The sequence below is a fragment of the Aeromonas sp. 55A genome, assembly GCF_051919665.1.
Classification (GTDB): Bacteria; Pseudomonadota; Gammaproteobacteria; order Enterobacterales; family Aeromonadaceae; genus Aeromonas; species Aeromonas veronii.
Genome location: NZ_JBQBEH010000008.1, coordinates 2,726,865 through 2,751,818, shown reverse-complemented (window position 1 = coordinate 2,751,818; position 24,954 = coordinate 2,726,865). Strand labels below are relative to the sequence as shown.

Genomic DNA, 24,954 nt, shown 5'->3' with positions numbered 1-24,954 from the left:
CCTGTCGATGGGTGACTTGCCACAGGAAAACCTCGAATTCCAGATGGCAAAAGGGCTATACTCTGCGCCCGTTGGCTAAATTTAAGACGATTGGTAGTTCTTCCATGCTGAAATGGCTCGTTCGCCTGTTTATTGTCATGATGCTGGGTGCTGTGCTGGGTGTTGCCAGCCTCATCGGTATCTACTTCTATATCAAACCCCAACTGCCCGATGTCACCGCACTGCGTGATGTCAAACTGGCAACCCCGATGAGGGTCTACAGCCGAGATGGGGAATTGATCGCCCAATATGGTGAAATCCGTCGCATTCCGTTGCGCTTGGATGAAATCCCCCAACCAATGATCGATGCCGTACTGGCAACCGAAGATGCCCGCTTCTACGAGCACCCCGGCATTGACCCCATCGGTATTATTCGCGCCGCCTCCGTCTGGGCCGTATCAGGTCATGCCCGTCAGGGTGCCAGCACCATTACCCAGCAGGTTGCACGCAACTTCTTCCTGAGCAATGAGAAAACCATCATCCGCAAGATAAAGGAGGTCTTCCTGGCTTGGCGGATCGAGCAGAATCTCTCAAAAGACGAGATCCTCGAACTGTACCTCAACAAGATCCCTCTCGGTTATCGCTCCTTCGGGATCGGTGCTGCGGCTCAGGTTTATTTTGGTAAAGAGGTCAAGGATCTGGGGCTGGACGAGATCGCCATCATTGCCGGTCTGCCCAAAGCCCCCTCCATGCTCAACCCCATCCGATCCCCAGAGCGCGCCTTTGCGCGCCGCAACGTTGTGCTTGGTCGGATGCTGGAGACCGGCAAGATCACCCAGGCCCAGTTTGACGAAGCGTCCAAAATGCCGATCAAGGCCCGTTTTCACGGCGCCGAAGTGACCCTGCACGCTCCCTATCTGGGTGAAATGGTACGCCAGAAGATGGTAGAGCAGTTTGGTGAAGATGCCTACACCATGGGCCTACACGTCTACACTACCGTCTCTGCCGAACGCCAACGGGCCGCCAGACAGGCACTGCTGGATGGCGTCTTTGCCTACGATATGCGTCACGGCTATCGTGGCCCGACGGCCCAGTTGTGGAAGGCAGGCGAAACAGCTTGGGATTACGAGCAGATCGTGGCCCACCTTGGCAAGCAACCCACTTATGATCCGCTGATGGCGGCCGTAGTTACCAAGCTCGGTGACCGTAGCGCCACACTGGTACTTAAAAATGGCAAGGAAGCAGAGCTGGGCTGGAACGGCATTAAATGGGCTCGCTCCTTTATTACCGACGACCGCCAAAGCTATGCCCCGAAATCGGCACGCGATGTACTGAAAGTCGGCGCCCAGATCTGGGTGCGGGAAGAGGGCGAAGAGTTGCTGCTGGCCCAAATCCCGGACGTCAACGCCGCGCTGGTTGCCATGAACCCGAAAAATGGCGCGCTGGAAGCAGTAGTTGGCGGCTTCAGCTTCGAACTATCCAAATTCAACCGGGTCGATCAGGCGCGTCGCCAGATCGGTTCAAATATCAAGCCTTTCCTCTATGCGACCGCGCTGGAGCACGGCTATACCCTGGCGTCGCTCATCAACGATGCGCCAATCAACCAGTGGGATCCGTCAAAAGGGCCCATGTGGCAGCCCAAGAACTCCCCGGCCGTTTATGATGGCCCCACCCCGCTGCGTCTGGGTTTGGCCAAGTCCAAGAACGTGATGTCGGTTCGACTGATGCGCGCCATCGGTCTGGATACCTATATCGACGGTCTGACACGCTTTGGCTTCCCCCGCGACTTCATCTCGCCCCATGAGTCGCTGGCGCTGGGCGCAGCCGAATTTACCCCCCTCGAGGTGGTGCGTGGTTACTCGGTACTGGCCAACGGTGGCTTCCTGGTGACCCCATACTTCATCGACAAAGTCACCGACAGCCTGGAGAACACCCTCTATCAGGCCAATCCTGCCATTGCCTGCAACAATTGCGAACAGCAGACGGCGTCCGAGCAGAGCACACTGCCGGAGCCAACTGTTGATGGCGCAGCACAAGATGGCACGCAGACCCCTCTCGCGCCAACCATCGCCCCGCATACCATCAGTGCCCAGAGCGCGTTCCTGATCACCGACACCTTGAGCACAGCCATCTGGGGTGGCAACGGCTGGCGTGGTACCGGCTGGCGTGCAGCCCGTGACCTGAAACGTCACGATATCTCCGGCAAAACCGGTACCACCAACGAATCGCGGGATGCCTGGTTCTCCGGCTATACCCCGGACATCGTAGCTACTTCCTGGATCGGTTTTGACAACCACCAGCGTGGCCTTGGCCGTGCCGAGTTTGGTGGTGGCGCTGCACAGCCTATCTGGATCGACTTCATGAAAGTCGCCCTCAAAAAGCTGCCGGAGCACAAGATGCCGGTTCCCGAAGGGATCATGACGGTGAAGATTGACAGCGAAACCGGACTGCTGGCGACCAGTGGCGGAACCGACGAATACTTCAAGGAAGGGACCGAGCCGACCCGTTACGCCGCGCCCAGTTCGGACGGCAATCAGGTCTATGGTGGTGACAACCCCGATGTGGAAGGGCCTGTCTCAACCGACGATATCTTCTAAGCTGCTCTCGCGGCAGAAGCAAAACCGGCAGCCTTGGCTGCCGGTTTTTTTATTGGGCCAACTGCTTGCTCATCAGCGTGGCAATCGAGGCTGCCAGCTCGTTGAAACAGGGGCGACGTACCGAGTAGTGGCGATAGAGCAGCGAGATGGTACGACCCGGCACAGGGTCAACCACAGGACGATAGCTCACACCTCCCTCATCATGATCGGCGGGTACGGCCAGCTTTGGCACCAGGGTCATGCCGCTACCGGCGGCCACCATGTTGCGCAGCGTCTCGAGACTGGTCCCCTTGAAGCGTTGATCCTCACCTATCCCGCCGGCGAAACAGAATCCCATCGCCTGCTCCCGCAAACAGTGGCCATCGGCCAGCATCAGCAATTTCTTGCCCTTGAGATTGCCGAGTGGCACCTGTCTGGCCTGTGCTTCGGGGTGATGGCAAGGCACAGCCAACCACATCGGCTCGTGGTAGAGCTGGATTGAACCAAACCCCTCCATCCCCGGCATCTCGGCCAGAATGACGCAATCCAGCTCCCCCTCTTCCAGCCGTTTGAGCAGGGTTTGGGTCTGCTCCTCATAGAGATAGAACTCCAGCTGGGGAAAATGCTCACGCAGGGTCTGGATAATGCGGGGCAACAGGTAGGGGCCCACGGTCGGAATAAAACCGATATGGATCTCCCCGGACATCGGCTCGGAGAAGTGCTGACCCATGCTCTTGAGCTCGCGCACCTCCTTGAGCACCCGACGAGCCTGATGGGCCATGGCATCGCCAGCCGGGGTAAACAGCACCTTGCGCGAGGTACGTTCGATCAAAATGACCCCGAGTTCATTCTCCAGCTTGCGCAGCTGGCCGCTCAGGGTGGGTTGACTGACAAAGCAGCGTTCAGCGGCTTTGCGAAAATGTTTTTCCTCATCCAGCGCCACCAGATATTCGAGATCGCGAAGATTCATACAGCAAGAGTCCTGCCTGGAAAATGGGCCATCAGCATGCACAATATCGTCCGGCGGGACAAGTCATCCACTTGCAGTGAGCCTCTCTGGCTGCCCCTCCAAAACAGAAAAGCCCGATCACCTCGCGGTAATCGAGCTGTTTGACTCGCCGATGGATTACACCCTGAAACGGCGCACCATATCCTGCAGTTGGGTAGCCAGGTGGTTCAACTCGTTGCACGCCTGAGCCATCTGGGTGGCACCGGCGGCCACCTCTTCGGAAGCATGACTGATATTGACCACGTTACGGTTGAGCTCCTCGCTCACCGCGCCCTGCTCTTCGGTGGCCGTTGCAATCTGGATGTTCATGTGGGAGATGCTGCTGACCGAGCCACTGATCTGGGAGATAGACTCGCCCGCTTCCCGCGCGGTAGCTACCGTGGTGTTCATCAGCTCCTGACTCTGTTGCATGGTACTGCCCGCCTGTTCGGCACGCTGCTGCAACTCGGCAATGATGGTATTGATCTGGGAGGTGGAGTCCTGGGTTCGTTTGGCCAGAGTACGCACCTCATCAGCCACCACCGCAAAACCCCGTCCCTGCTCACCGGCCCGGGCCGCTTCAATCGCCGCGTTCAATGCCAGCAGGTTGGTCTGTTCGGCAATGCCGCGGATCACCTCCAGCACCATGCCGATATTGCGGCTATCATCGCCCAGTTGGCGGATCACCACTGCAGTGCTCTCGATGGCCCCCGCCACCCGCTCGATGCGCAAAATAGAGTCATTAACAGTCTTGGCCCCAATCTCTGCGGTTTCGCTGGCCGAGGTGGCGGCACTGGCGGCATCGCTGGTGTTGCGAGAAACCTCCTGAACCGTAGCCTGCATCTCGTTCATCGCGGTTGCCAGCTGATTAAGTTCATGCTGCTGGGCACTCATGTTGGCCGCTGACTGCCTTGCTACCGAGCTCATCTCTTCGGTGGCCGAACTCAGTTGCACCACTGAGCCCGAGACTTCACTGACCAGGGTACGCAAATTGGTCTGCATCTCGCCAAACCCTTTGGCAAGAGTCCCCAGTTCATCATTGTTGAACTGTTGCATATCGATGCGGGAGGTAAGATCACCGGAGGAGACACGGCGGGTCTGCTCCAGCAGGGCCATCACCGGATTGCGGATCTGGGCGGTCAACAGCCAGGCAATCACCACCACAAAACCCAGCGTCACCAGGCTGACAATAATGCTCATGGTTCTGGCATTGCTATACATGGCCGCAATGTCTTTCACCATCTCATCGGCAATCTCGTTATTGATCTCCCGCAAACGATAAGACTTGGCACCAACCTCTTCCAATGCGGCACGAGTCTCGTTTTTGCGCAGACTTCTGACTTTATCCAGATCGCCAGCAGCAAAGGCATTTATCAGCTGGTCATGCACCGAAAAATACTTGGCCCCCGCCGCAACCACCTGCTCATAAACCTGCTTCTCTTCACCAGTAGTGAAAGGTAAAGCACCATATTTTTGGGCTGCTTGCTCAAATTCCTGCTTGGCCTTATTGAAGGTCAGGGTGCGATCGCTTACCTCTTGCTCATCCTTGTTCAGGCCACCGATGACCTGGGCCAACTCTGAACGACGCGCATCCAGCACTGCGACATGCATCTGGCTCGCCAGACGAGTAGAAGGCAGCAAATTACCTGTGATGGTTTCGGTATCACCATAGAGCTTTGCCAGCTGGCTGATTGAAAACCAGGCCAAGCCCAGTACCAACAAGGCCAGGATGGCAAATCCGGCACTCAGTTTCTGGCCGATGGACATGTTTTTGAACATATAAGGGCTTCCTTGAAATGAGTCTTCACTCCCGCAACATCCACCGGGAATGGTCATATAGAGCATAGCCTGCACCCGGAAAACAGAAGGATTTCATACCGTTTCTGTGCTTGTCTGCCTATCGGCCCTGGACACCTTTCCTGACGCGGTCTCGTGTTCAAATAACAGCCATCATGTCATTAGAGCCAGCAGATGCGTGCTCAGAGCATCCGGCTCCCCCAGAAAATCGGCAACCCGTACAGGCGTGACCCGCCCCTTGTGCATCAGCCCAAGGGTGGGATAACCCTGACCACCCAGCCGTTTCATCCAGCCCTGGCTATCTGCCAGATGTTGCAGCAAGGGGGCCTGCAGATAGGCTTGCTGGAACGCGTCTTCACTGACCCCCTGCTCTGCCGCCAGCGTGGCGAGAAATGCCGGCTCACCAATCCAGATCCCGTCCCGATAGTAGGATTGCTGGATCCGGTGCAACATAGCCAACCCATCCCCCCCCAAGGCCGTGACGGCCAAAACCGCACGGATCGGCGGCTCGGAGTCCAGCAGACACCCTTCGCGCAGCAGCAGTTCGTTAAAGTAGCGCTCGCCAAAATGCTGGCCGGTCAGCGCCTCGATCCGCTGATCATGGGGGCGCACATAATCACGCAATGCCTCGCCCATCGGCTGACGGCGGCTACCCATCCAGAGGCCGCCCGCATGCAGCTCGATCTTGAGTCCGGCAATGGTGGCTGCCGCCTGCAACAGGGGGGCGGCACCGTAGCACCAGCCACAGAGCGGGTCATAGACATAATGGAGGGTAGTTTGTTGTTCGCTCATCTTCATTCTCACTTCAATCTCGGATAAAAAACCGGGCCCTTAGGCCCGGTAAAAAAACACAGGGAAAGCAGGCTCAGTGGCTTACCACTTCATCTCGCCGGTATTGACCTTGGCACCGATGGCCAGACCATCGTCAACCGGCAGTGCCGGATAGGCCTTCTTCAGAGCCTCAATCAGCTCACCGGAGTTTTTCGCCTTGGCCAGCTCCTGTTCGAAACGCTCTACATAGTCACGGGTAAAGGTCACAGCAGCAGTGCCTTTGGGAGCAGTCCCCAGGAAGTGGCCCGGTACCACGCGCTCGGGTTTCAGGGCCAGCAGGTTGTCCAGCGCCTTGACCCAGTTACTGCGGGCCGCCTTGGTCTGGCTGTCCGCCATCCAGACATGCACCCCGTGGTAGACCGGTACACCACCAAAAGCAGTCTTGATGGAAGGGGCCCAGAGGTAGGCATTCGGGGTGTTCATCTCTTTGATCTCAATCTTCTCGCCATCCAGCGTCAGGTGGCTGGCGGTCATCACTTGCGGCACGGTCAGGCTCTTCGGTGCGCCCTTGCCGAGGATCGGGCTCCAATAGCTCAGCTTGGCATCCTTGGTCTTGTTGATATGGTCAACCACATGCTGGTCGGCCAGCACTTTGACATCCGGGAACGCCGCCATGACCGGCTCCAGACCGAAGTAGAAGTCGGGGTCACCGGCACTGATATAGACAGTGGTCAGCTTCTTGCCGCTCTTCTTGAGCATGTCGACCAGCGCCTGACCATTTTGCACGTCGAACTGGGCATCGATCAGGATGGCCTCTTTGTCACCGGTCACCAGTGAGGAGGAGACCGGGAAGATCGCCTTCTCGCCAGGGTTGTAGACGGTCACACTCAGGGGGGCGGCCAGTGCGGCGCCACTCAGCAGGGTGGTCGCCAGAGTCAGGTTGCGGATCAGGGTGTTGTTCATCATCTATTCCTCATTAAGTATTCGGGGGTTCATTTGATGGACACAGTGTATTGGATCACTTAAGGTGCAAATACAGCATAAAAAGCGCATAACTGTTGCACATATCGAACATATAGAGAGCCAGACATGGATCGACTGACCGCCTTGCGGGTCTTTGTCAGCGTAGTCGAACAAGGGAGCCTGAGCGGCGCCGGAGAGAAACTGGATATGTCGCGCGCCATGGTGTCGCGCTATCTGGCCGAGCTGGAGAGCTGGATGGGCGCCCGCCTGCTGCACCGCACCACCCGTCGTCTGAGCCTGACCGGGCCAGGAGAGGAGGCGCTGAACCGGGCCCGCGCCATGCTGGCACTCGGCGAAGAGATGGAGCAGATCGCCGTGAAGGGAGATGACGCCCCCAAGGGACAACTGCGGATCACCAGCAGCTATTCCCTGTCAGAAGCGCTGCTGGTCGGGGCTGCCAACGACTATCTGGCGCAATACCCGGGGACGGCCATCGACATTCTGCTGCTCGACAGAACCGTCAATCTGGTAGAGGAGCGGATCGATCTGGCGGTGCGCATCACCAACGACCTCGACCCCAATCTGGTGGCGCGCCGTCTCGGCACCTGCCACTCGGTAGTCTGTGCCAGCCCGGCCTATCTGGCCCGTCATCCGATGCCACACAAGGTGCAGGATTTGGCGCTGCACAACTGCCTCACCTACACCTACTTTGGCAAGAGCCTGTGGGAGTTCAATGGACCGGACGGTCCCGAGTCAGTGCCGGTCAGTGGTAACCTGAGCGCCAATATCTCCAACCTGCTGCTGGAAGCAACGTTGGAAGGCGCAGGGATCAGCCTGCAGCCACGCTACTCGGCACAACCCTATCTGGAGCGTGGGGAACTGGTGCCCCTGCTGACCGACTGGCAGCCCAAGCGCCTCGGCGTCTACGGGGTGTATGCCACTCGCAAGCAGATGTCGCCACTGCTGCGCAGCTTCCTCGATTTTCTGCTGGCCCGCATGGCGGCGGATCCCATCTGGCAGGAGTAAGCACTCCGCACACCCAAACATAACGAAGGGGCCGCTGCGGGCCCCTTCTTCACTCTGATCCCTTGCTCAGGCTTCAAATCCGAATGGTTCTGAGTGCGGCGCTTCCGGCTGCGCACTCTCGTCCAGGAAAATATCCTGATAAGCCACATAGATGGAGTAGTTGAGCGCCGGGATCACCACCAGCAGACCTACCAGCAACAGCACAGCGCCAAACAGCAACAAAATGGCTGAGAGCAGCCCCCACCAGAAGAAGGGAAAAATATTGCGCCAGCAGCCGAAGAAGCTCAGCCGTACCGCCTGAATGATGCCGATATCGTGGTGGTAGATCAGCGCAGGAGCAAAGATGACCCCCATCAGCACGGGAATGATAAGCAGCATACCCACCAGCAACACCAGCAGCAGTTGTTGCAACTGGCTGGCAGAGACCACCATGCTCTCGGGATCCTGCGTCAGCAGCGGGAGCAGCCCCCACATGGAGAGCAGACCGAGACAGACGAGGCCCACCAGGCTGAACAGCAGCAACACCAGCAGACCGCCTAGCATCAGCGGGGTCAGCTTGTGGCGAAAACCGGCGAAGAGATCGGCAAACTGCAGCGGCTCCCCCCGATAACCCCGAGCGGCGACCGCCACCCAACCCGCGCCCCACACCATGTAGAGCAGCTGGGAGATAAGGCCACCCGCTGGCAGTTGCTCCAGCAGCATGCCCACCATAAACCAGACCAGCACCATGGCCACGCTGATCCCCATCCCCTTGTTGAAGATATCGAACCCGCTGCGAACCCAGAGCCAGCCACGACCTGTCGTGTACCGGGCCGGTGTGGTGCGCAAAGGGGGTAATCCGTTCATATCGTCTCCTCGGAGTGTCGGTGGCATCAGTGCCGGAAGCCGATTCTAGAGCCAGGGCGGGGGCGACTCAATGGCGAAGCGGCCCGACTACGACATAAAACCTGACGCAGATATACACAAAAGGGGCGTCAGCCACGCCTCGCCTCTGGCTGCCCCGACCATAACGAGGCACAATCTGCTCCCTCCCCCAACCGCTACTGTCGTGGCCTACGTGTCGTGCTCACCCTTTAGTGATCGACGAATACCGGACAGAGGGTTGTCATCCCGCCATCCCGGGCGCTTTAACATCGAGTGGTATCGTCATGAGAGTTGTGTGTTGTCTGTTGTTGTTACTGGCCAGCCAGTCAGCCCTGGCCGAGGGTTTTATCAGTCGCCTGCTCAACCATCCGGTGCCGGGTGGCGTGGCCGTCGTGCCCCTTGGCAAGGCATCCACGGCGCCACAAGCCCATTATCAGGGCAAGCCCGTACTGGTCGTGCAGGAAGATGGCCAGTGGATCGCCATCGTCGGCATCTCCCTCAAGAGCCCGCTTGGGGCCCAGCAGCTGACTACCGGTGATGGGCGCACGCTTGGCTTCACCGTCACCCCCAAGCACTACCGCGAGCAGCACATCAAGCTCAAGAACAGCCGTCAGGTCAATCCGCTCGCCGAGGATATGACACGTATCAACCGCGAGCTGGCGGAGCAGACCCGGGCTTACCAGACCTTCAGCCCCAACCAGCCGAGCAACCTGATGTTCGACAAGCCGGTCAACGGCCCCCTCTCCAGCCCGTTTGGCCTGCGTCGTTTCTTCAATGGCGAGGAGCGCAATCCCCACTCCGGCCTCGACTTCGCAGTGGGCGCCGGCACCCCGATCAAGTCCCCCGCCGCAGGCAAGGTGATCCTGATCGGCAACTACTTCTTCAATGGCAATACCGTCTTTGTCGACCACGGTCAGGGGCTCATCAGCATGTTCTGCCACATGTCGAAGGTAGATGTGAAGCTCGGCCAGAGCCTGCCGCGTGGCGGCATCGTCGGGCGAGTCGGTTCGACCGGCCGCGCTACCGGCCCCCATATGCACTGGAACGTCAGCCTCAACGACACCCGGGTCGATCCCGCTATCTTTATCGGCGCCTTCAAGCCCTGAATCGGCAGAGCCCGTTAACAAAACATCCTCTAACAAAACAGGCAGCCCATGGCTGCCTGTCTGCTATCTGCACGTCGAACCTGATTACCTATCCGGCCAGCGCGTGGGCGCCGGACTCCCGACGCATCGCCCGCCACATCACCAACACCAGCAGCGAGCTGCACGTTGGCAATGCCAGCCAGACCCCGGGCACGCCCCACAGGGTCGAGAATCCCCACAAGAAACCGCCGATCAGCACCAGCTTGCCACCGGTGAGCAGGGAGGCGATGCGGGCCCGATTGATGGCCTGGAAGTAGGTGGCCCCCACCAGCAGCAAGCCCTCCATCGGCAACCCCCAGAAGTAGAGCCAGATCCCGAGGCTCGCCACCGGCAGCAAGGTAGCGTTGTCCCCGGCAAACAGATAGACCGCCGCCTCCGGCCACAGATAGAGCGGGAACATGGCGCACAGGGCGATCCCCAACGTCACTCCGAGTGCCAGGTTGCGGATCCGCAGCACCCGCCGCCAGTGACCGGCGCCCGCGTTGAAGCTGGCGATGGGCTGGATACCCATGGCGATCCCCTCAAACACCAGATAGAAGAAGGCCTCGGTGTAACTGATCACCCCGTAGGCCGCCACATGCAGCGAAGTACCCACCGCTAGCAACGCCTTGTTGTGCAGCGCCAGCACCACAGAGAGATAGAGGTACATCAGAAAACTGGAGACCCCGAGGCGCACCGTTTCGCCCATCAGCCGCAGATCAGGGCGCAAGGTGTCCCAGCTTATCCGCAGTTGGCTGCGCGGCGTGAAGAAGTGCCACAGGCAGGCGAGGCCCGTCACCGCCTGGGAGAGCATGGTGGCCGTCGCCACCCCGGCCAGTCCGAACGGAAACACCACCATCAGCAGATAGTCGAGCAGCACGTTGAGCAGCCCCCCGACTACCATGATGAGGGTGACAAATCCGGGGCGGCCATCGTTGCGCAGCAGCGAGCTGAACGCCATCGACAGCACCGCAAAGACGCCAAGCCAGGCGTAGGCCTGCAGGTAGGAGAGCCCGGCGGTGAAGATATCCCCCTCCGCCCCCATCCAGGCCAGCATGGGCTCGCCATAACGGATCCCGATAAAACTGAGCAGTGCCGAGGCCAGCAACACAATCACCAGGGCATTGCCGACGATATGGCGGGCTTTGGCCGGATTGCCCTGCCCCAGATAGAAGGAGACCAGCGACGAGGCCCCCATGCCGATCAGCGCCCCCACCGCATAGAGCACGGCGCAGATGGGATAAGCCAGCATCAGACCGGCCATGCCATCCTGACCCAGCACATGGCCAACGAAGATGCCATCGATGGTGACATAGATGCCGGTGATCAGCATGGCCGCCACGGTCGGGGTTACGTAACGCCAGAAAAGGCGAGATAGCGGGGCTGTGCCCAGATCAACAGCTGACATATTCGACTCGGTGGAGAGAAAGCGGCCGGGATCATAGCGAAACGGCAGCACGACTTCCTGTTATTTGTGTTATGAATCATTAATATAGACTGCTTTACCCGCCTCCCTGCCCTGTTTTAGGCTAGGGCCACCTCTTCTGAACGGAAACGAGCCTCATGTTGCAACGCCTGCTCACCCTCTTGCTGCTCTCCCTTCTCTTGTTGCCGCCAACCGTGCGCGCCGACGATGCCATTGCCCAGGCCGAATCCCTGTTGCAGAGCGTGCCCAAGAGCGATACCCCGGAAAACCAGAAACTGCGGGAGAGCTACCAGCAGGCGCTGCAATTTGCCAGAGAGGCCGAGCGTTACCGGGAGCAGAGTAAAGCCTATCAGCAGATCCTCATCGATTACCCCAAGGAGTCGGCGCGCCTCAAGGAGAGCCTGCACAACTATCAGCCCGCTGCTCGCCCGCCGCTGGCGAGCCTCAAGGAGGAGGCGCTGCGCCAGGCCATTGGCCTGAGCAGCAACCGCCAGCTCAACCTGCGCAAGGAGCGGCAGGGGGTGATGGACAGCCTCAACCAGCTGGAGAGCACCGGGCAGGAGTATCACCTGCGGGTGGACGATCTGCGCAAACAGCTGCAACTGACCCGCAGCCAGCTGGAGCGACTGAGCTTCAGCAGCGAATCGGATCGCCAGCAGGAGGCACAGCTGCTGCTGACCAGAATGAAAGAGCAGAGCCTCTCCGACCGGATCCAGATGCTGGAGCTGGAGCAGCTCTCGGCCCAGCAGCGCAACGATCTCGGCAAGCTGAAGCTGCAGGAGCTCAATCTGGCCATCGCTGACGAGGATGAGTGGCAAGCCAGCCTGCTGACCCAGCAGAACCAGCTGCGGAGGGAGAAGACCGAGCAGGCGCTGGAGGAGAGCGAGCGGCTGCGCAAACAACTCACCACCGACATGCCGCTGCTGCTGGAGCAGCAACAGCAGAATCAGGCACTCTCCATCCAGCTCGGCACGCTGGAGGATCAGATTGAGCGGGTGCAGGACGAGCAGCGCAGCGTCGACAAGAATCTGTTTGAACTGAATGAGCTGGTCAACTCGGTACGCGAACAGCTGGAATGGCTGCAGATCAGTAATGCCTACGGCGAGAACCTGCGCAGCAAACTCTCCGATCTTCCTCCCCAGTTCCCCCTCGACAAGCTGGAGTCCGCCATCGTCAGCGCCCGCATGGCCAAGTACCAGTACGAGAGCGAGCAGGATGGGCTCAAGGATACCCGCCAGCTGCGCGACAAGCTGATGGCCGAAGAGGAAGTAACGCTGGATCGGCCGCAGCAAGCGGTGCTCGACAACCTGCTCAAGGCCCGGCGCCAACTGCTGACCCGGCTCAACGACGCCTCAGACACCCTCATTCAGGAGCAGACCCGCCTCAAACTGCTCTACAGCCGCCAGAACAGCAAGATCGACGAGATCCGCGAAATAAGCGCCAGCCACCTGTTCTGGATGCCAGATGTGCGCCCCTTTACCCCACAGGTGATGCTCGGCATTCCCGCCGCGCTGACCCTGGCCTTCAACCCGGATAACTGGCTGCAACTGCCCTACGCCATCGCCGAGAACAGCCCGCTGAGCCTCACGCTGGCCGGTATTGGTCTGCTGGTGCTGGCCTGGAGCTGGTTCAAGCTGGCTCGTCACCTGAACCTCTATTGTGACCATATTGCGCCGCGGATCGGCAAGGTAACCCAGGACAAATTCAGCCTCACCAGCCGCTTGCTGCTGCGCTCCCTCCTTGCCGCCCTCCCCTTGCCCGCCATGGTGTTGATGGTGCGCGGCCTGCTCGAAGGGGCCTGGCAATACCCGTTTGCGGTGGCGGTGGCGCGCGGCCTTGGCGAGATCTGGTTTCTGCTGCTGGCACTGGTGATGGCTCGCCACCTGACGCTGGAGCGGGGGATTTTGATCCACCACTTCCGTTGGCCCCGGGAACAGGTGCAAAAGGTATGGGGGCAGTTTCGCACCCTGCTGCTGGTGCTGATCCCGAGTTTCTTCGTACAGGGGATGGCCAACAGCTATCAGGAGCACGCCTTCTACGACTCTCTCGGCCGGATGGCCTTCATGATCGGTGCACTCTGGCTGCTGCTCTTCTTTGCCCGCCTCAACCGGGAGCGGCTGCCACTCACCTGGGGCCAGACCGACATGACCAAGCCCCATCTGCTGCACCACTTCATCTGGAACAGCCTGATGCTGGCGCCACTGCTGGCGGTGATTGGCGCCCTGTTTGGTTACTTCTATACCTCGCGCACCCTGCTGCGCCAGCTGGAGCTTAGCCTGCTGATGGGGCTGGGTTGCCTGCTGGTCTACTATCTGGCCAGACGCTGGATGCTGATCCAGCGCCGCCGCCTCGCCTTCGAGCGCGCCAAGAGCAAGCGGGCCGAGATCCTGGCCCAGCGCGGCCGGGAAGAGGGGCATGACGAGCTGAGCTCCGAGACCCCGGACGTGGTGGAAGAGACTGAGCTGGATCTCGATACCATCAGTGCCCAGTCGCTGGGGCTGGTGCGTACCCTGCTGATGCTGGGCTTCACCATGCTGGTGGTGGTGCAATGGTCGGATCTCAACTCCGCCTTCAGCTTCCTCAGCAATATCGAGGTGTGGCAGGTAAGCAGCAAGATTGGCGGCATCGAGCAGCTCTCGGCCATCACCTTGCAGGATCTGATGCTGACCGCCTTCGTCTTTATCCTGACCGTGGTGACAGCCCGCAACCTGCCGGGGCTGATGGAGCTGACCCTGCTGCAACACCTCAGCCTCTCCCCGGGTACCGGCTTTGCCCTCACGACCACCAGCAAGTATCTGGTGATCCTGATCGGCGCCCTCACCGGCTTCTCCATGCTCGGCATCGACTGGTCGAAGACCCAATGGCTGGTCGCCGCCCTCTCGGTGGGGCTGGGTTTCGGTCTGCAGGAGATCTTCGCCAACTTTGTCTCCGGCCTCATCATCCTGTTTGAGAAGCCGATCCGGCTCGGTGACACCGTCACCATCCGCGATCTCACCGGCACCGTCACCAAGATCAAAACCCGGGCGACGACTATCGTGGATTGGGATCGCAAGGAGATCATCGTGCCCAACAAGGCTTTCATCACCGAACAGTTCATCAACTGGTCACTCTCCGATGCCATCACCCGGGTCAAACTGCGGATCCGGATCGGCCTGACCCGGGATCCGAAACTGGTGCAGCGCATTCTGGAAGAGTCCATCCAGGCATCGACCCTGGTATTGGAGACGCCGACGCCAGAGGTCTTCCTGATCGAATTCACCGACTCGGCACTGATCTACGAGATCCGCCTCTACGTCAACAACATGGATCACCGGATGCCCATCACCCACGAGGTTCACTCGCTGGTGCTGGAGAAGATGCAGCAGCAGGGACTTACCCTGCCCCATCAACAGATCGACATTCACCTGAGCCGCGGCTGATCCGCGAGGTAAAAGGAGCAGAACATGCAGATTATTGCCCATCGTGGCGCCAGCGGTCTGGCACCGGAGAACACCCTCAAGGCGATGGCCAAAGCGCTGGAGCTGGGAGCATCAGCCATCGAGATCGATGTGCAGGCGGCCGATGGCGAGTTGTGGGTCTTCCACGACCGGCGGCTGGAGCGCTGCACCAATGGCAAGGGGGTGCTGACCGAGCAATCCCGCTCCTATCTGGAGCAGCTCGATGCCGGTGAGGGAGAGGTGATCCCGACCCTGTGGCAGGTAATGGAGATCATCGCCGGACGCTGCGAGTTGCATATCGAGCTCAAGGGTGCCCATACCGCCGATGCGGTGGCAGCCCTGACCCGACGGGCAGAGGCCGAGCTGGGCTTTACTCCCGGGCAGTGGGTGGTCTCCTCCTTCCATCACCCGGAGCTGGCCCGATTTGCCGCCTCGCGGCCCGATATCCGGCTCGGTGCCCTGACCGCCAATCAGCCACTCAACCTGGCGCAGTTTGCCGACGAGCTGGGGGCCTGGTCACTCAACTGCGACGTGGATTTTGTGGATCAATCTCTGGTTGCAGATGCCCATCACAGGGGGCTCAAAGTTCTGGTTTATACCGTTGATTATCCAGAAGATTATGAAACGCTCTCTAGCATGGGAGTCGATGGAATCTTCACCAATCGACCAGATCGTTTTCTGACACAGTGAGGGGGCGATACGCGCATGGATAACCACTGATTTAGGCACTAACTTTAAATAGCTGACCGGGATACAAAGAGTTCAACTTCAGCCGATAAACAGAGGCTCATAACAATAACTAGATTCCACACACACTTCAGACTAACGCTCACAGGGATGTCACTATGAACTTATCCATTAAAAACAAGCTGGTCTTGGCTATCGGGATCATCATCCTGGTGATCACCGGCCTGCAAGTCTGGTACAACACCTCACAACTGCGCACTGAAACCCAGAGACTGGTCTGGAGCATCATTGACGAAAGCTCCATGGCCAACGTCAAGGGTATCTCCAACTGGGTCGATGCCCGCATCAGCATGGTCAGTACCACCAAGGAAGCATTCACCAAAGAAGATGAACCCATCAGCCATCTGGCCCAAGCCATGAATGCCGGTGGCTTTGAGGGGGTCTATGCCGGTACTGCTGACGGCAAGATGCTCGAGAGTACCCCCTCCGGCCTGCCAGCCGATTATGACCCCCGTCAACGCACCTGGTACAAGGATGCAGTTGCCGCCGGTAAACTGGTCATCACTGCGCCCTACGCCGATGTCTCTAACGGCAGTTTGATCGTCACCATCGCCGAGCCATTCCAGCGTGGCAACACCCAGGGGGTTATCGCCGGAGATGTCTCTATCAGCGCCCTTATCTCGGACATTCTGACGGTCACTACCGAGGGGACTTACGCCATTCTGGTCGACAGCAACGGCACCATCATCGCCCACCCCGATGCCTCCCTGAGTCTGAAACCCGCCACAACGCTAGCCCCCGAGTTGACCGCGTCTTACATCAATCAGATCGCTCATGACGGTACGATCAACGAGCTGGTGATCAGCGGTAAGAAAGAGGTCTTTGACTTTAACGCGATCCCCAACACCAATTGGTATTACGGCATGATGGTGGATGACGAAACCGCTTACCAGTCGGTACGCCGCATGGTCACCTCCTCACTTATTCAGGGACTTATCACCATATTGATCGTGGCTGGCTTCTCCTATGTCGCCATCAACAGCTCGCTAGCGCCTCTGAAAACCCTGGGCGAGGCAATTGCCGATCTCTCCCGTGGCAACGGCGATTTGACCCGCCGCCTCAAGATCGAGCGTGAAGATGAGGTGGGCGCGGTTGCCAAACACGTCAATACCTTCATTGAGCGGCTCCATGCGATGGTGCAGGACATTTCCAACTCCTCCGGCCAACTCAACCAGCAGGCCAAGTCCTCCCACAGCATGGCGGAGAAGGCCAATGAGGGGCTGGCTCGCCAGCAAAACGAGATCACTCAGATCGCCACTGCGGTCCATGAGATGTCGGCAACTGCGGTCGATGTTGCCAGCAACGCCGAGCAAACTGCCGAAGCGGCCCGCAGCTCCTCCAGCAGTTGCGAGCATGGCAAACAGGTGATCGCCCGCAACCAGCGCTCCATCACCGATCTGGCCACCCAGGTGGAACAGGCCTCCAACATCATTCAGGAACTGGAGAAAAACGCTCAGGAGATCAACACCATCCTCTCCACCATTCAGGGCATCGCCGAGCAGACCAACCTGCTGGCGCTCAACGCCGCCATCGAAGCGGCGCGGGCCGGTGAACAGGGCCGTGGCTTTGCGGTAGTGGCCGACGAGGTGCGCGTTTTGTCACAACGTACCCACAGCTCGACTGTCGAGATCCGCAGCATGATCGAAACCCTGCAACGCAATACCCAGGGAGCGGTCAGCACCATGCATGAAGGCCAGCAACTGGCCCAGAACAGCGTGGATGACGCCAACAACGCCACCCATGCGCTGGAGCAGATCACCACTTCGATCAACCAGATCTCCGATATGGCGACCCAGATCTCCAGCGCAGCCGAAGAGCAACGGGCCGTCACCGACGAGGTAAGCCGCAACATTCAGGCGGTCAAAGATGTCTCGGACGAACTGGCAGTGGATGCAGACAGTTCGCGCCATCTCTCTGAACAACTTAAAAACATTTCGGGTGAACTGAGTAATCAGGTCGGCATGTTCCGCATTTGAGCATGAGCAAAAGGGGCCGTACAGGCCCCTTTTATTTTTCTAAATAGCGCTTAATTTTCAGTGAGTAATCTCACATTACCCGCCAAATACCCCGCCTTGAAATCCTTGTAATTCGTCTGGGATTATCAGATCACCGCCGTAGTCACCGCAGCATTTCGGATTACCTATTTCTATCCGAATAGATAAATGCCAATAATTCTCATTAAAAAATTACAATAAAAAACTTAAAATTTTTTTCGCGAGTACCTAAAAAGAGAGGTGATTCGCATTTTATTGAAAGAAAACTACGTACAATCCAGAAGTTAAAGTGCTCGTAGCTAGGTGTTCAACTGCTCAGTAACACCAATAAATGACGATAATAACGACATTTTCATCCAGGGATTTGGGTGTTTTATAGAAAAATAACCAATAAAAAGGGAATAAAACCTAGCAGTTTGACTTGCATCAAGCCTGAATTTTTTTCATAGAGCAAAATCGTGCCCAGCAAATCTATCCCTAAGGAGGCAGATGTGGATATTATCAAGACCGATGTGGCCATCATCGGTGCTGGCGGTACCGGCTTACGCGCCGCTATCGCTATAGCCGAATCACAGCCAGACCTGGACATCGCCCTGATTTCCAAGGTTTACCCGATGCGCAGCCACACGGTTGCTGCCGAAGGCGGCGCCGCCGGTGTCGTCCGTGATGACGACTCCCTCGAAAACCACTTCAACGACACCGTCTCCGGTGGTGACTGGCTGTGCGAGCAGGACGTAGTGGAATACTTCGTCAACAACGCGACCAAAGAGATGATCCAGCTGGAGCACTGGGGTTGCCCCTGGAGCCGCAAGCCGGATGGTAAAGCCAACGTGCGTCCGTTTGGTGGCATGAAGGTTCCGCGTACCTGGTTCGCCGCAGACAAGTCCGGTTTCCATATTCTGCACACCCTGTTCCAGACCTCCGTCAAATACCCGAGCATCAAGCGCTTCGACGAGCATTTCTGTCTTGATCTGATCGTGGACGACGGCCGCGTTCAGGGCGTACTGACCTTCGACATCCAGAACGGTATCACCCGCTTCATCCAAGCCAAATCCGTGATCGTGGCAACCGGCGGCGCTGGCCGTGTCTATCGCTACAACACCAACGGTGGCATCGTCACCGGCGACGGCATGGCACTGGCCTACCGTCACGGCGTACCGCTGCGTGATATGGAGTTCGTCCAGTATCACCCGACCGGTCTGCCGGGCACCGGCATCCTGATGACCGAAGGTTGTCGTGGTGAGGGTGGCGTCCTGCTGAACAAGGATGGCTACCGCTACCTGCAAGACTACGGCTTGGGCCCGGAAACCCCGATCGGCCAGCCGAAGAGCAAATACATGGAGCTGGGTCCGCGCGACCGCGTTTCCCAGGCATTCTGGCAAGAGCAGCAGAAAGGCCGCGTCATTCAGGGCCCGATGGGCGATGTGGTTCACCTCGACCTGCGTCACCTTGGCGAGAAGTACCTGAAAGAGCGTCTGCCGTTCATCTGCGAACTGGCCAAAGCCTACGTCAACGTGGACCCGGCCAAAGAGCCTATCCCGGTACGTCCGACTGCCCACTACACCATGGGTGGTATCGAGACTGACAACAAGTGTGCCACCCGTCTGCCCGGCCTCTACGCCGCGGGCGAATGTGCCTCCGTCGGTCTGCACGGTGCCAACCGTCTGGGTTCCAACTCCCTGTCCGAGATCGTGGTATTCGGCAAGCTGGCCGGTGAGCAGGCAGGTGAATTTGCCAAGACTCAGAAGCATGGCAACACCGAAGCGCTGGCCGCCAAGGCCGAGGCGCTCATCAAGCAGCACCTCTCCCTGATGGACATAGACGGTACCGAAAACCCGGCCGATATCCGCAACGAGCTGGGCATGTCCATGGAAGCCGGCGTCGGTATCTACCGTACCGAAGAGCTGATGCAGGGCACCATCGACAAGATCAACGAGCTGAAAGCCCGTTACAAGAAGGTCAAGATCAACGACAAGTCCTCTGTCTTCAACACCGATCTGCTGTACGCCATCGAATTGGGTTACATGCTGGACGTGGCTGAAGCCATGGCGCACTCCGCCATCAATCGTAAAGAGTCCCGCGGTTCCCACCAGCGTCTGGATGGTTACGAAGAGCGCGATGACGTGAACTTCCTCAAGCACACGCTCTCGTTCTACAAAAATGGCGAAACGCCCTCCATCGATTACTCCGATGTGAAGATCACTAAGTCCCAGCCGGCAAAACGCGTGTACGGCTCCGAGGGTGAGAAACAAGACGAGGCTAAGAAGAATGGCTGAGATGATTGAAATTGAGATCCTGCGCTACCGTCCGGAACAGGATAACGAGCCCTGGATGCAAACCTTCCAGGTGCCATACCAGAGAGAGATGTCTCTGCTGGACGCCCTGCAGTACATCAAGGATCACCTGGACTCTACCCTGAGCTTCCGCTGGTCCTGCCGAATGGCGATCTGCGGCTCTTGCGGCATGATGGTCAACGGTGTGCCCAAGCTGGGTTGCAAGGCGTTCCTGCGCGACTATCTGCCGGGCAAGATGACCGTCGAGCCGCTCAACAATTTCCCGATCGAGCGCGATCTGGTGGTCGACATGTCCGACTTCATCGAGAAGCTGGAGAGCATCAAGCCGTACATCATCCCGAGCGAGCCGCGCAGCCTGTGTGATGGCGAGTACATCCAGACTCCGGCCCAGATGGCGCAGTACAAGCAGTTCTCCCAGTGCATCAACTGTGGTCTCTGCTACGCGGCCTGCCCGCAGTACGGCATCAACAAGAAGTTCACCGGCCCGGCGGCACTGGCTCTGGCCTATCGTTACAACGTCGACAACCGTGATGCCGGCGCCAAAGAGCGTATGCGCATCATCAGCCAGGACGAAGGCGTCTGGGGCTGTACCTTCGTGGGCTACTGCTCCGAAGTGTGCCCGAAGGGCGTCGATCCGGCAGCGGCCATCCAGCTTGGCAAGGTCGAAAGCGCCAAGGACTACATGATCGCCATGTTCAAGCCAGATTGAGAGCAGGATTGAGACCATGAACAACACTGATAGCAAACGTAAACCTTACGTCCGCGAAATGAAGAAAGACTGGTGGCTGAAGAACGCCTTCTACACCGGTTACATGATCCGTGAAGGCACCAGTATCTTCGTCTCCATCTACGCCGTTGTGCTGATGTGGGGCCTGATGCGCCTGGTTCAGGGTCAGGAAGCGTTCAACGGCTGGCTGGAATCCCTGCAAAGCCCGATCGCCATCCTGTTCCATGTCGTCGCTCTGGCGGCGTGCCTGTTCCATGCCAAAACCTGGTTCGCCCTGGCGCCGAAAGCCATGCGTATCTTCCGTGGTGAAGACCTGGTACCGGAGAAGCCGATCGTTCTCGCCCAGTATGTGGCGCTGGCGGTGGTGTCCCTGCTTGTCCTGATCATCGTGGCCTGAGGAGAAAACAATGAGACGTTCTGACGAACCAATTTACTGGGGTCTGTTTGGTGCGGGTGGCATGGTCGTTGCCATGCTGCTGCCGGTCATTGTCCTCATCACCGGTCTGCTGGTGCCCATGGGCATCATGGACGTGGAAACCATGAGCTATGACCGCGTGCACGCGTTCGCCAGCTCCTGGTGGGGTGCCTGCATCCTGCTGGTGATCATCGCCCTGCCAGTCTGGCACGGTATGCACCGTATCTACCACGGTCTGCACGATCTGGGGATCCACACCACCAAGCTGCACCACTATGTGTTCTATGGCTTTGCCTTCCTGGTATCTGCCATTAGTGTCGGCCTGCTGATGGTACTGGTACTCCAGTAATCACATCTGACTGATTGACCAAACCGGGCCTCGTGCCCGGTTTTTTATTGCCCCGCTATCCCACCCCTGCTTTTTATTCACTCAAACAATTCGATAAAAACCAGATTATCGTCCAATCATATGGCGATCACAGTCACATAACCCCAATACATTCGTCATTTGTAGCAAACCATTTTGACCACCATCAATTTAGTGACATCCATATCAATTATAATTATTCAGATTAAATAATTATTCATATGGAGCTAGCTAATGACAGACAAAACACGCTCGGTGAGCATAGGCAGTTACCTGGCACTGGCCTTCGCCGTGGTCTTCTTCTCCGGACTGTTGCAATCCGGCGAGTGGTACGGGGTATTCGATTTCACCACGCTGAACGGTTCGTTCGGTACCATGGTCCAGAGCGTCAGCGAGAATGGTGACGGCATCAAGACCGCCATGACCGACATGCGCGGCAAGGGGGGCAACGGCGCTCGCGATGGCTTTTTGTTTGCCCTGACCCTGATCCCCACCGTGATGTTTGCCCTCGGTATGATCAATGTGCTGGAGCACTACGGCGCGCTGGAAGCGGCCCGCAAGTTGCTGACCCCGCTGCTGCGCCCACTGATGGGGATCCCGGGAAACACAGGTCTGGCGCTGATCGCCTCCCTGCAGAGTACCGATGCCGGTGCCGCCATGACCCGTCAGCTCAAGGATGAAGGGCTCATCACCAAACGTGAAACCGACGTGTTCACCATGTTCCAGTTCTCCGCTGGTGCCACCATCGTCAACTTCTTCTCCTCCGGCGCCGTGCTGTTCACTCTGACACTGGCAGATGGCAGCCCGGCGGTCAGCTCCTCCATCGGTCTGGCTGTCATCGTGATGTTCGCCTTCAAATTTGTCGGGGCCAACCTGTTCCGGGTCTACCTCAATATGAGCGAAGGCAAGCAGACCGATAACAACACCCAGCAGACCCTCAACACTCAGGAGCAAGCCAAATGAGCCAGGCCAACATCAAGAAACCCATCGTCACCGATATCTTCGTCGAAGGGGCCAAGAAGGGCTGGGTCATCGCCACTACCTCCACCGTACCCAACGTACTGATGGCCTTCGTCATCATCAAGGCGCTGCAGATCACCGGCGCGCTGGATGCCATGGGCGCCATCTTCTCCCCCGTCATGGCCATCTTCGGCCTGCCCGGTGAAGCGGCAGCCGTGTTGATCGGCGCCTGGATGTCGATGGGGGGCGCAGTCGGTGTGGTCATCACCCTGTTCGATCAGGGGATCCTCAACGGCACCCACATCGCCATTCTGGCGCCAGCCATCTACCTGATGGGCTCCCAGGTGCAGTACATGGGCCGCATCCTCGGCTGTATCGGCACCGAAGGGCGTTACATCCCCATCATGGTCGCCATCTCGGTACTCAACGCCTTCGGCGCCATGCTGGTGATGAACATCCTTCTCTGACCCGAACCTGATAGTGGAGCAAGCAATGACTTTTTCTCTGGATCAATACCTGACCGAACTGGCCCCGCTGATCAATCTGGATTGCGGATCCCTGCACCAGCCGGGCATTGCGGCAGTGGCCGACCTGATGGCCGCCAAATATGAGGCGATGGGTGGATGGCAGATCAAGCGGGTCGACTGTGGCGCCGCCGGTGTGGGACTGGAGATCCGCAACCAGCCTGATACGGCGCAGATCGATGTGATGCTGATCGGCCATATGGATACCGTCTTCCCCCTCGGTACCGCCGCTGCCCGCCCGATGAGCGTCGATGGTGAGCGCGCTTACGGCCCCGGTGTCTCCGACATGAAATCCGGCCTGCTCAACATCGTCTATGCCCTGCGTGAACTGCCCCGCGAGGTGCGCGATCGCCTGAGCATCTGCGTCTGCATGAACCCGGATGAGGAGATTGGCTCCCTGCACTCCAGCGACTGGCTGGCAACGGTGGCCAAACAGGCAAAACAGGTGCTGGTGGCCGAAGCGGCCCGCGCCGATGGCTCGCTGGTCAAGGCGCGCAAGGGGATGGCCCGTTATCGCATCGACTTCACCGGCAAGGCGGCTCACGCGGGCAACGAACCGCAGAAGGGGCGCAGCGCCATCACCGAGCTGGGCCACTGGATCCTGGCCATCAACGCCCTGACCAACTTCGAGAGCGGCACCACCCTCAACATCGGCATTGTCGAGGGGGGCAATGGCGCCAACATAGTGCCGGCCCATGCCAGCGCCGTGGTGGATGTCCGTTTCTGGGACAATCAGGAGTACCACCAGATCGACGATTATCTGCTGACCCTGGCCGAGCGTCCCCATCTGGACGGTGTCACCATCCAGCTGACCCGCGAGGCCCACAAACCGGCCATGGTGCCATCAGAAGGCACTCAGGCACTGATGCTGCTGGTGGAAGAGTGTGGCACCGAACTGGGGCTGCCGATCAGCTGGCAGGAGGTGGGGGGCGGCTCCGATGCCAACCTCACTGCCGCCCTCGGCATCCCCACTCTGGATGGTCTGGGCCCTATCGGTGCCGGTTTCCACAGTGACGAGGAGTATCTGGATCTGGCCAGCATTGCCCCGCGCATCGAGCTGCTGGTGAAGGTACTGACCCGTCTGGCGGCCTGACAGCCTCTCACGTAAAAAAGGGCCAGCCGGTTTGCACCGGCTGGCCCTCTTTTTATCTGCTCCCCAGAATGACAGCACCCCTTCGCTATTACTCCATTGCCGGCAAGAAGCGGCGCATCACCTCATCCGTATGCCCCCCTTCCTGAAACGCCACCAGCGACTGATTGAGGATATTCACCAGCTGGTGGGCGCGGGGGGAGCCCTTGCTCACCAGCAGATAGAATCCCTTGCGGCTGGGCAGGGCGAGATTGAGCAACCCGCTCTCGCTGCGGTAGATGCCAAGGCTGATGCCTGCCACCAGAGGTTCGATTTCACTTGGCAGAAAGTCGCAACGATCCCGCTCCAGCATATCGAGCGCCTGCTGCAACTGTTTGACCCGGCGTGGCTCCTGCGCAAGCCCGTAGGGGGTGTAGTTGTAGCCAATCACCCCGCACACCCGGGATCGATTGACCGTCTGCAGATCCGGCGGTTCGGGGTAGCGGCGCTTGAGATAGAAAAAACCGAGGTGGGTGTAGTAGAGGGGAACGCTGTAGAAGGCAAACTCGGCCCGCTCCGGCTTGTAGCTGGCATCCCAGGTCAGCTCGCACAGACCATTCTGGCGATAATCCGCCAGCTCCTGCTGCACCCGTGCCCAGGGCAGATAGCGGATCTGGTGCGAGAGCCCGCTCTGTTGCAGGGCATCGAGCACCAGCGTCGTCGCAGAACCGGTCAGGCGGCTGGTATCGGGCACCCCGTCCTTGCGCTCCCAGTAGGTAAAGGGGGCCCACTCGTTGCCCTCTCCCAGGCAAATCTTCACTGGCGGCTCTTGCCCCCATAACGCAGGGGACAAGATGGCCATCGCCAATCCCGCCCACCATGTTCCTGCTCGTCTCATCTCCCGCT

The 24,954-nt window shown here is 58.8% G+C and carries 20 protein-coding genes; 13 read left to right on the top strand and 7 right to left on the bottom strand.

What is annotated here, in order from left to right:
• The first annotated feature begins 104 nt into the window (after positions 1-104).
• A complete protein-coding gene (locus tag ACTG2G_RS16865; RefSeq protein ID WP_216953056.1) occupies positions 105-2,576 on the top strand; it encodes a penicillin-binding protein 1A in 2,472 nt (823 codons plus the stop codon).
• A gap of 49 nt (positions 2,577-2,625) precedes the next feature.
• Here the strand turns inward: ACTG2G_RS16865 and oxyR are convergent, their stop codons facing one another.
• The 4 genes from oxyR to ACTG2G_RS16845 form a co-directional block, all read right to left on the bottom strand.
• Positions 2,626-3,525 (bottom strand): DNA-binding transcriptional regulator OxyR, encoded by a 900-nt coding sequence (gene oxyR / locus ACTG2G_RS16860; RefSeq protein ID WP_429205212.1) that lies wholly within the window; start codon positions 3,523-3,525, stop codon positions 2,626-2,628.
• Positions 3,526-3,681: 156 nt separating this feature from the next.
• Positions 3,682-5,322 (bottom strand): methyl-accepting chemotaxis protein, encoded by a 1,641-nt coding sequence (locus tag ACTG2G_RS16855; protein WP_421205182.1) that lies wholly within the window; start codon positions 5,320-5,322, stop codon positions 3,682-3,684.
• A gap of 171 nt (positions 5,323-5,493) precedes the next feature.
• Complete coding sequence (locus ACTG2G_RS16850; protein ID WP_439985652.1) at positions 5,494-6,138, bottom strand: DsbA family protein; 645 nt, start codon at positions 6,136-6,138, stop codon at positions 5,494-5,496.
• 75 nt (positions 6,139-6,213) lie between these two features.
• Positions 6,214-7,074 carry a Vmh family MBL fold metallo-hydrolase gene (locus ACTG2G_RS16845; RefSeq protein WP_439985910.1) on the bottom strand — a complete coding sequence of 287 codons (861 nt, stop codon included), beginning with the start codon at positions 7,072-7,074 and terminating at the stop codon, positions 6,214-6,216.
• A gap of 126 nt (positions 7,075-7,200) precedes the next feature.
• Between ACTG2G_RS16845 and ACTG2G_RS16840 the strand changes: the two genes are divergently transcribed.
• A complete protein-coding gene (locus ACTG2G_RS16840; RefSeq protein WP_005362277.1) occupies positions 7,201-8,100 on the top strand; it encodes a LysR family transcriptional regulator in 900 nt (299 codons plus the stop codon).
• A gap of 66 nt (positions 8,101-8,166) precedes the next feature.
• On the opposite strand, the gene ACTG2G_RS16835 is transcribed toward ACTG2G_RS16840, so the two are convergent.
• Positions 8,167-8,946 carry a BPSS1780 family membrane protein gene (locus ACTG2G_RS16835; protein WP_439974882.1) on the bottom strand — a complete coding sequence of 260 codons (780 nt, stop codon included), beginning with the start codon at positions 8,944-8,946 and terminating at the stop codon, positions 8,167-8,169.
• A gap of 302 nt (positions 8,947-9,248) precedes the next feature.
• Between ACTG2G_RS16835 and ACTG2G_RS16830 the strand changes: the two genes are divergently transcribed.
• Entirely contained in the window at positions 9,249-10,070 is an 822-nt protein-coding gene (locus tag ACTG2G_RS16830) for a peptidoglycan DD-metalloendopeptidase family protein (RefSeq protein WP_374995454.1), read from the top strand.
• An 88-nt stretch (positions 10,071-10,158) separates the two neighbouring features.
• Here the strand turns inward: ACTG2G_RS16830 and ACTG2G_RS16825 are convergent, their stop codons facing one another.
• Positions 10,159-11,496: an MATE family efflux transporter gene (locus ACTG2G_RS16825; RefSeq protein WP_421268978.1), complete on the bottom strand. Its 1,338-nt coding sequence runs from the start codon at positions 11,494-11,496 to the stop codon at positions 10,159-10,161.
• Positions 11,497-11,651: 155 nt separating this feature from the next.
• Between ACTG2G_RS16825 and mscM the strand changes: the two genes are divergently transcribed.
• The 10 genes from mscM (at position 11,652) to ACTG2G_RS16775 (ending at position 24,072) form a co-directional block, all read left to right on the top strand.
• The gene (gene mscM / locus ACTG2G_RS16820; RefSeq protein ID WP_139428901.1) at positions 11,652-14,933 is read left to right on the top strand and encodes a miniconductance mechanosensitive channel MscM; all 3,282 of its coding nucleotides are present in this window, start codon (positions 11,652-11,654) and stop codon (positions 14,931-14,933) included.
• A gap of 24 nt (positions 14,934-14,957) precedes the next feature.
• Positions 14,958-15,641, top strand: a complete 684-nt coding sequence (locus tag ACTG2G_RS16815; RefSeq protein WP_439985651.1) for a glycerophosphodiester phosphodiesterase — start codon at positions 14,958-14,960, stop codon at positions 15,639-15,641.
• 155 nt (positions 15,642-15,796) lie between these two features.
• The gene (locus ACTG2G_RS16810; RefSeq protein ID WP_042083552.1) at positions 15,797-17,674 is read left to right on the top strand and encodes a methyl-accepting chemotaxis protein; all 1,878 of its coding nucleotides are present in this window, start codon (positions 15,797-15,799) and stop codon (positions 17,672-17,674) included.
• 509 nt (positions 17,675-18,183) lie between these two features.
• Complete coding sequence (gene frdA / locus ACTG2G_RS16805; protein WP_047437968.1) at positions 18,184-19,968, top strand: fumarate reductase (quinol) flavoprotein subunit; 1,785 nt, start codon at positions 18,184-18,186, stop codon at positions 19,966-19,968.
• Positions 19,961-20,695 (top strand): succinate dehydrogenase/fumarate reductase iron-sulfur subunit, encoded by a 735-nt coding sequence (locus ACTG2G_RS16800; protein ID WP_005335057.1) that lies wholly within the window; start codon positions 19,961-19,963, stop codon positions 20,693-20,695. Before frdA ends, ACTG2G_RS16800 begins: the two co-directional genes overlap by 8 nt.
• A 16-nt stretch (positions 20,696-20,711) precedes the next feature.
• Complete coding sequence (locus ACTG2G_RS16795) at positions 20,712-21,110, top strand: hypothetical protein (protein WP_005335058.1); 399 nt, start codon at positions 20,712-20,714, stop codon at positions 21,108-21,110.
• 10 nt (positions 21,111-21,120) lie between these two features.
• Positions 21,121-21,477: a fumarate reductase subunit FrdD gene (gene frdD, locus ACTG2G_RS16790; RefSeq protein WP_005335059.1), complete on the top strand. Its 357-nt coding sequence runs from the start codon at positions 21,121-21,123 to the stop codon at positions 21,475-21,477.
• 252 nt (positions 21,478-21,729) lie between these two features.
• Positions 21,730-22,458: a nucleoside recognition domain-containing protein gene (locus tag ACTG2G_RS16785; RefSeq protein WP_005335061.1), complete on the top strand. Its 729-nt coding sequence runs from the start codon at positions 21,730-21,732 to the stop codon at positions 22,456-22,458.
• Positions 22,455-22,922: a YjiG family protein gene (locus tag ACTG2G_RS16780; RefSeq protein ID WP_005335063.1), complete on the top strand. Its 468-nt coding sequence runs from the start codon at positions 22,455-22,457 to the stop codon at positions 22,920-22,922. Before ACTG2G_RS16785 ends, ACTG2G_RS16780 begins: the two co-directional genes overlap by 4 nt.
• Before the next feature lie 25 nt (positions 22,923-22,947).
• Positions 22,948-24,072 carry a M20 family metallopeptidase gene (locus ACTG2G_RS16775; protein ID WP_429204371.1) on the top strand — a complete coding sequence of 375 codons (1,125 nt, stop codon included), beginning with the start codon at positions 22,948-22,950 and terminating at the stop codon, positions 24,070-24,072.
• An 88-nt stretch (positions 24,073-24,160) separates the two neighbouring features.
• Here ACTG2G_RS16775 and ACTG2G_RS16770 read toward each other — a convergent pair whose 3' ends face one another.
• On the bottom strand, positions 24,161-24,910 hold the full coding sequence (locus ACTG2G_RS16770; RefSeq protein WP_368214987.1) for a substrate-binding periplasmic protein: 750 nt from the start codon (positions 24,908-24,910) through the stop codon (positions 24,161-24,163).
• Positions 24,911-24,954: the final 44 nt, after the last annotated feature.

Bases quoted from the DNA above. Each gene is read 5' to 3' on its own strand.
- ACTG2G_RS16865 (WP_216953056.1), top strand. From the start codon at position 105: ATGCTGAAATGGCTCGTTCGCCTGTTTATTGTCATGATGCTGGGTGCT.
- oxyR (WP_429205212.1), bottom strand. From the start codon at position 3,525: ATGAATCTTCGCGATCTCGAATATCTGGTGGCGCTGGATGAGGAAAAA.
- ACTG2G_RS16855 (WP_421205182.1), bottom strand. From the start codon at position 5,322: ATGTTCAAAAACATGTCCATCGGCCAGAAACTGAGTGCCGGATTTGCC.
- ACTG2G_RS16850 (WP_439985652.1), bottom strand. From the start codon at position 6,138: ATGAAGATGAGCGAACAACAAACTACCCTCCATTATGTCTATGACCCG.
- ACTG2G_RS16845 (WP_439985910.1), bottom strand. From the start codon at position 7,074: ATGAACAACACCCTGATCCGCAACCTGACTCTGGCGACCACCCTGCTG.
- ACTG2G_RS16840 (WP_005362277.1), top strand. From the start codon at position 7,201: ATGGATCGACTGACCGCCTTGCGGGTCTTTGTCAGCGTAGTCGAACAA.
- ACTG2G_RS16835 (WP_439974882.1), bottom strand. From the start codon at position 8,946: ATGAACGGATTACCCCCTTTGCGCACCACACCGGCCCGGTACACGACA.
- ACTG2G_RS16830 (WP_374995454.1), top strand. From the start codon at position 9,249: ATGAGAGTTGTGTGTTGTCTGTTGTTGTTACTGGCCAGCCAGTCAGCC.
- ACTG2G_RS16825 (WP_421268978.1), bottom strand. From the start codon at position 11,496: ATGTCAGCTGTTGATCTGGGCACAGCCCCGCTATCTCGCCTTTTCTGG.
- mscM (WP_139428901.1), top strand. From the start codon at position 11,652: ATGTTGCAACGCCTGCTCACCCTCTTGCTGCTCTCCCTTCTCTTGTTG.
- ACTG2G_RS16815 (WP_439985651.1), top strand. From the start codon at position 14,958: ATGCAGATTATTGCCCATCGTGGCGCCAGCGGTCTGGCACCGGAGAAC.
- ACTG2G_RS16810 (WP_042083552.1), top strand. From the start codon at position 15,797: ATGAACTTATCCATTAAAAACAAGCTGGTCTTGGCTATCGGGATCATC.
- ACTG2G_RS16800 (WP_005335057.1), top strand. From the start codon at position 19,961: ATGGCTGAGATGATTGAAATTGAGATCCTGCGCTACCGTCCGGAACAG.
- ACTG2G_RS16795 (WP_005335058.1), top strand. From the start codon at position 20,712: ATGAACAACACTGATAGCAAACGTAAACCTTACGTCCGCGAAATGAAG.
- frdD (WP_005335059.1), top strand. From the start codon at position 21,121: ATGAGACGTTCTGACGAACCAATTTACTGGGGTCTGTTTGGTGCGGGT.
- ACTG2G_RS16785 (WP_005335061.1), top strand. From the start codon at position 21,730: ATGACAGACAAAACACGCTCGGTGAGCATAGGCAGTTACCTGGCACTG.
- ACTG2G_RS16780 (WP_005335063.1), top strand. From the start codon at position 22,455: ATGAGCCAGGCCAACATCAAGAAACCCATCGTCACCGATATCTTCGTC.
- ACTG2G_RS16775 (WP_429204371.1), top strand. From the start codon at position 22,948: ATGACTTTTTCTCTGGATCAATACCTGACCGAACTGGCCCCGCTGATC.
- ACTG2G_RS16770 (WP_368214987.1), bottom strand. From the start codon at position 24,910: ATGGCCATCTTGTCCCCTGCGTTATGGGGGCAAGAGCCGCCAGTGAAG.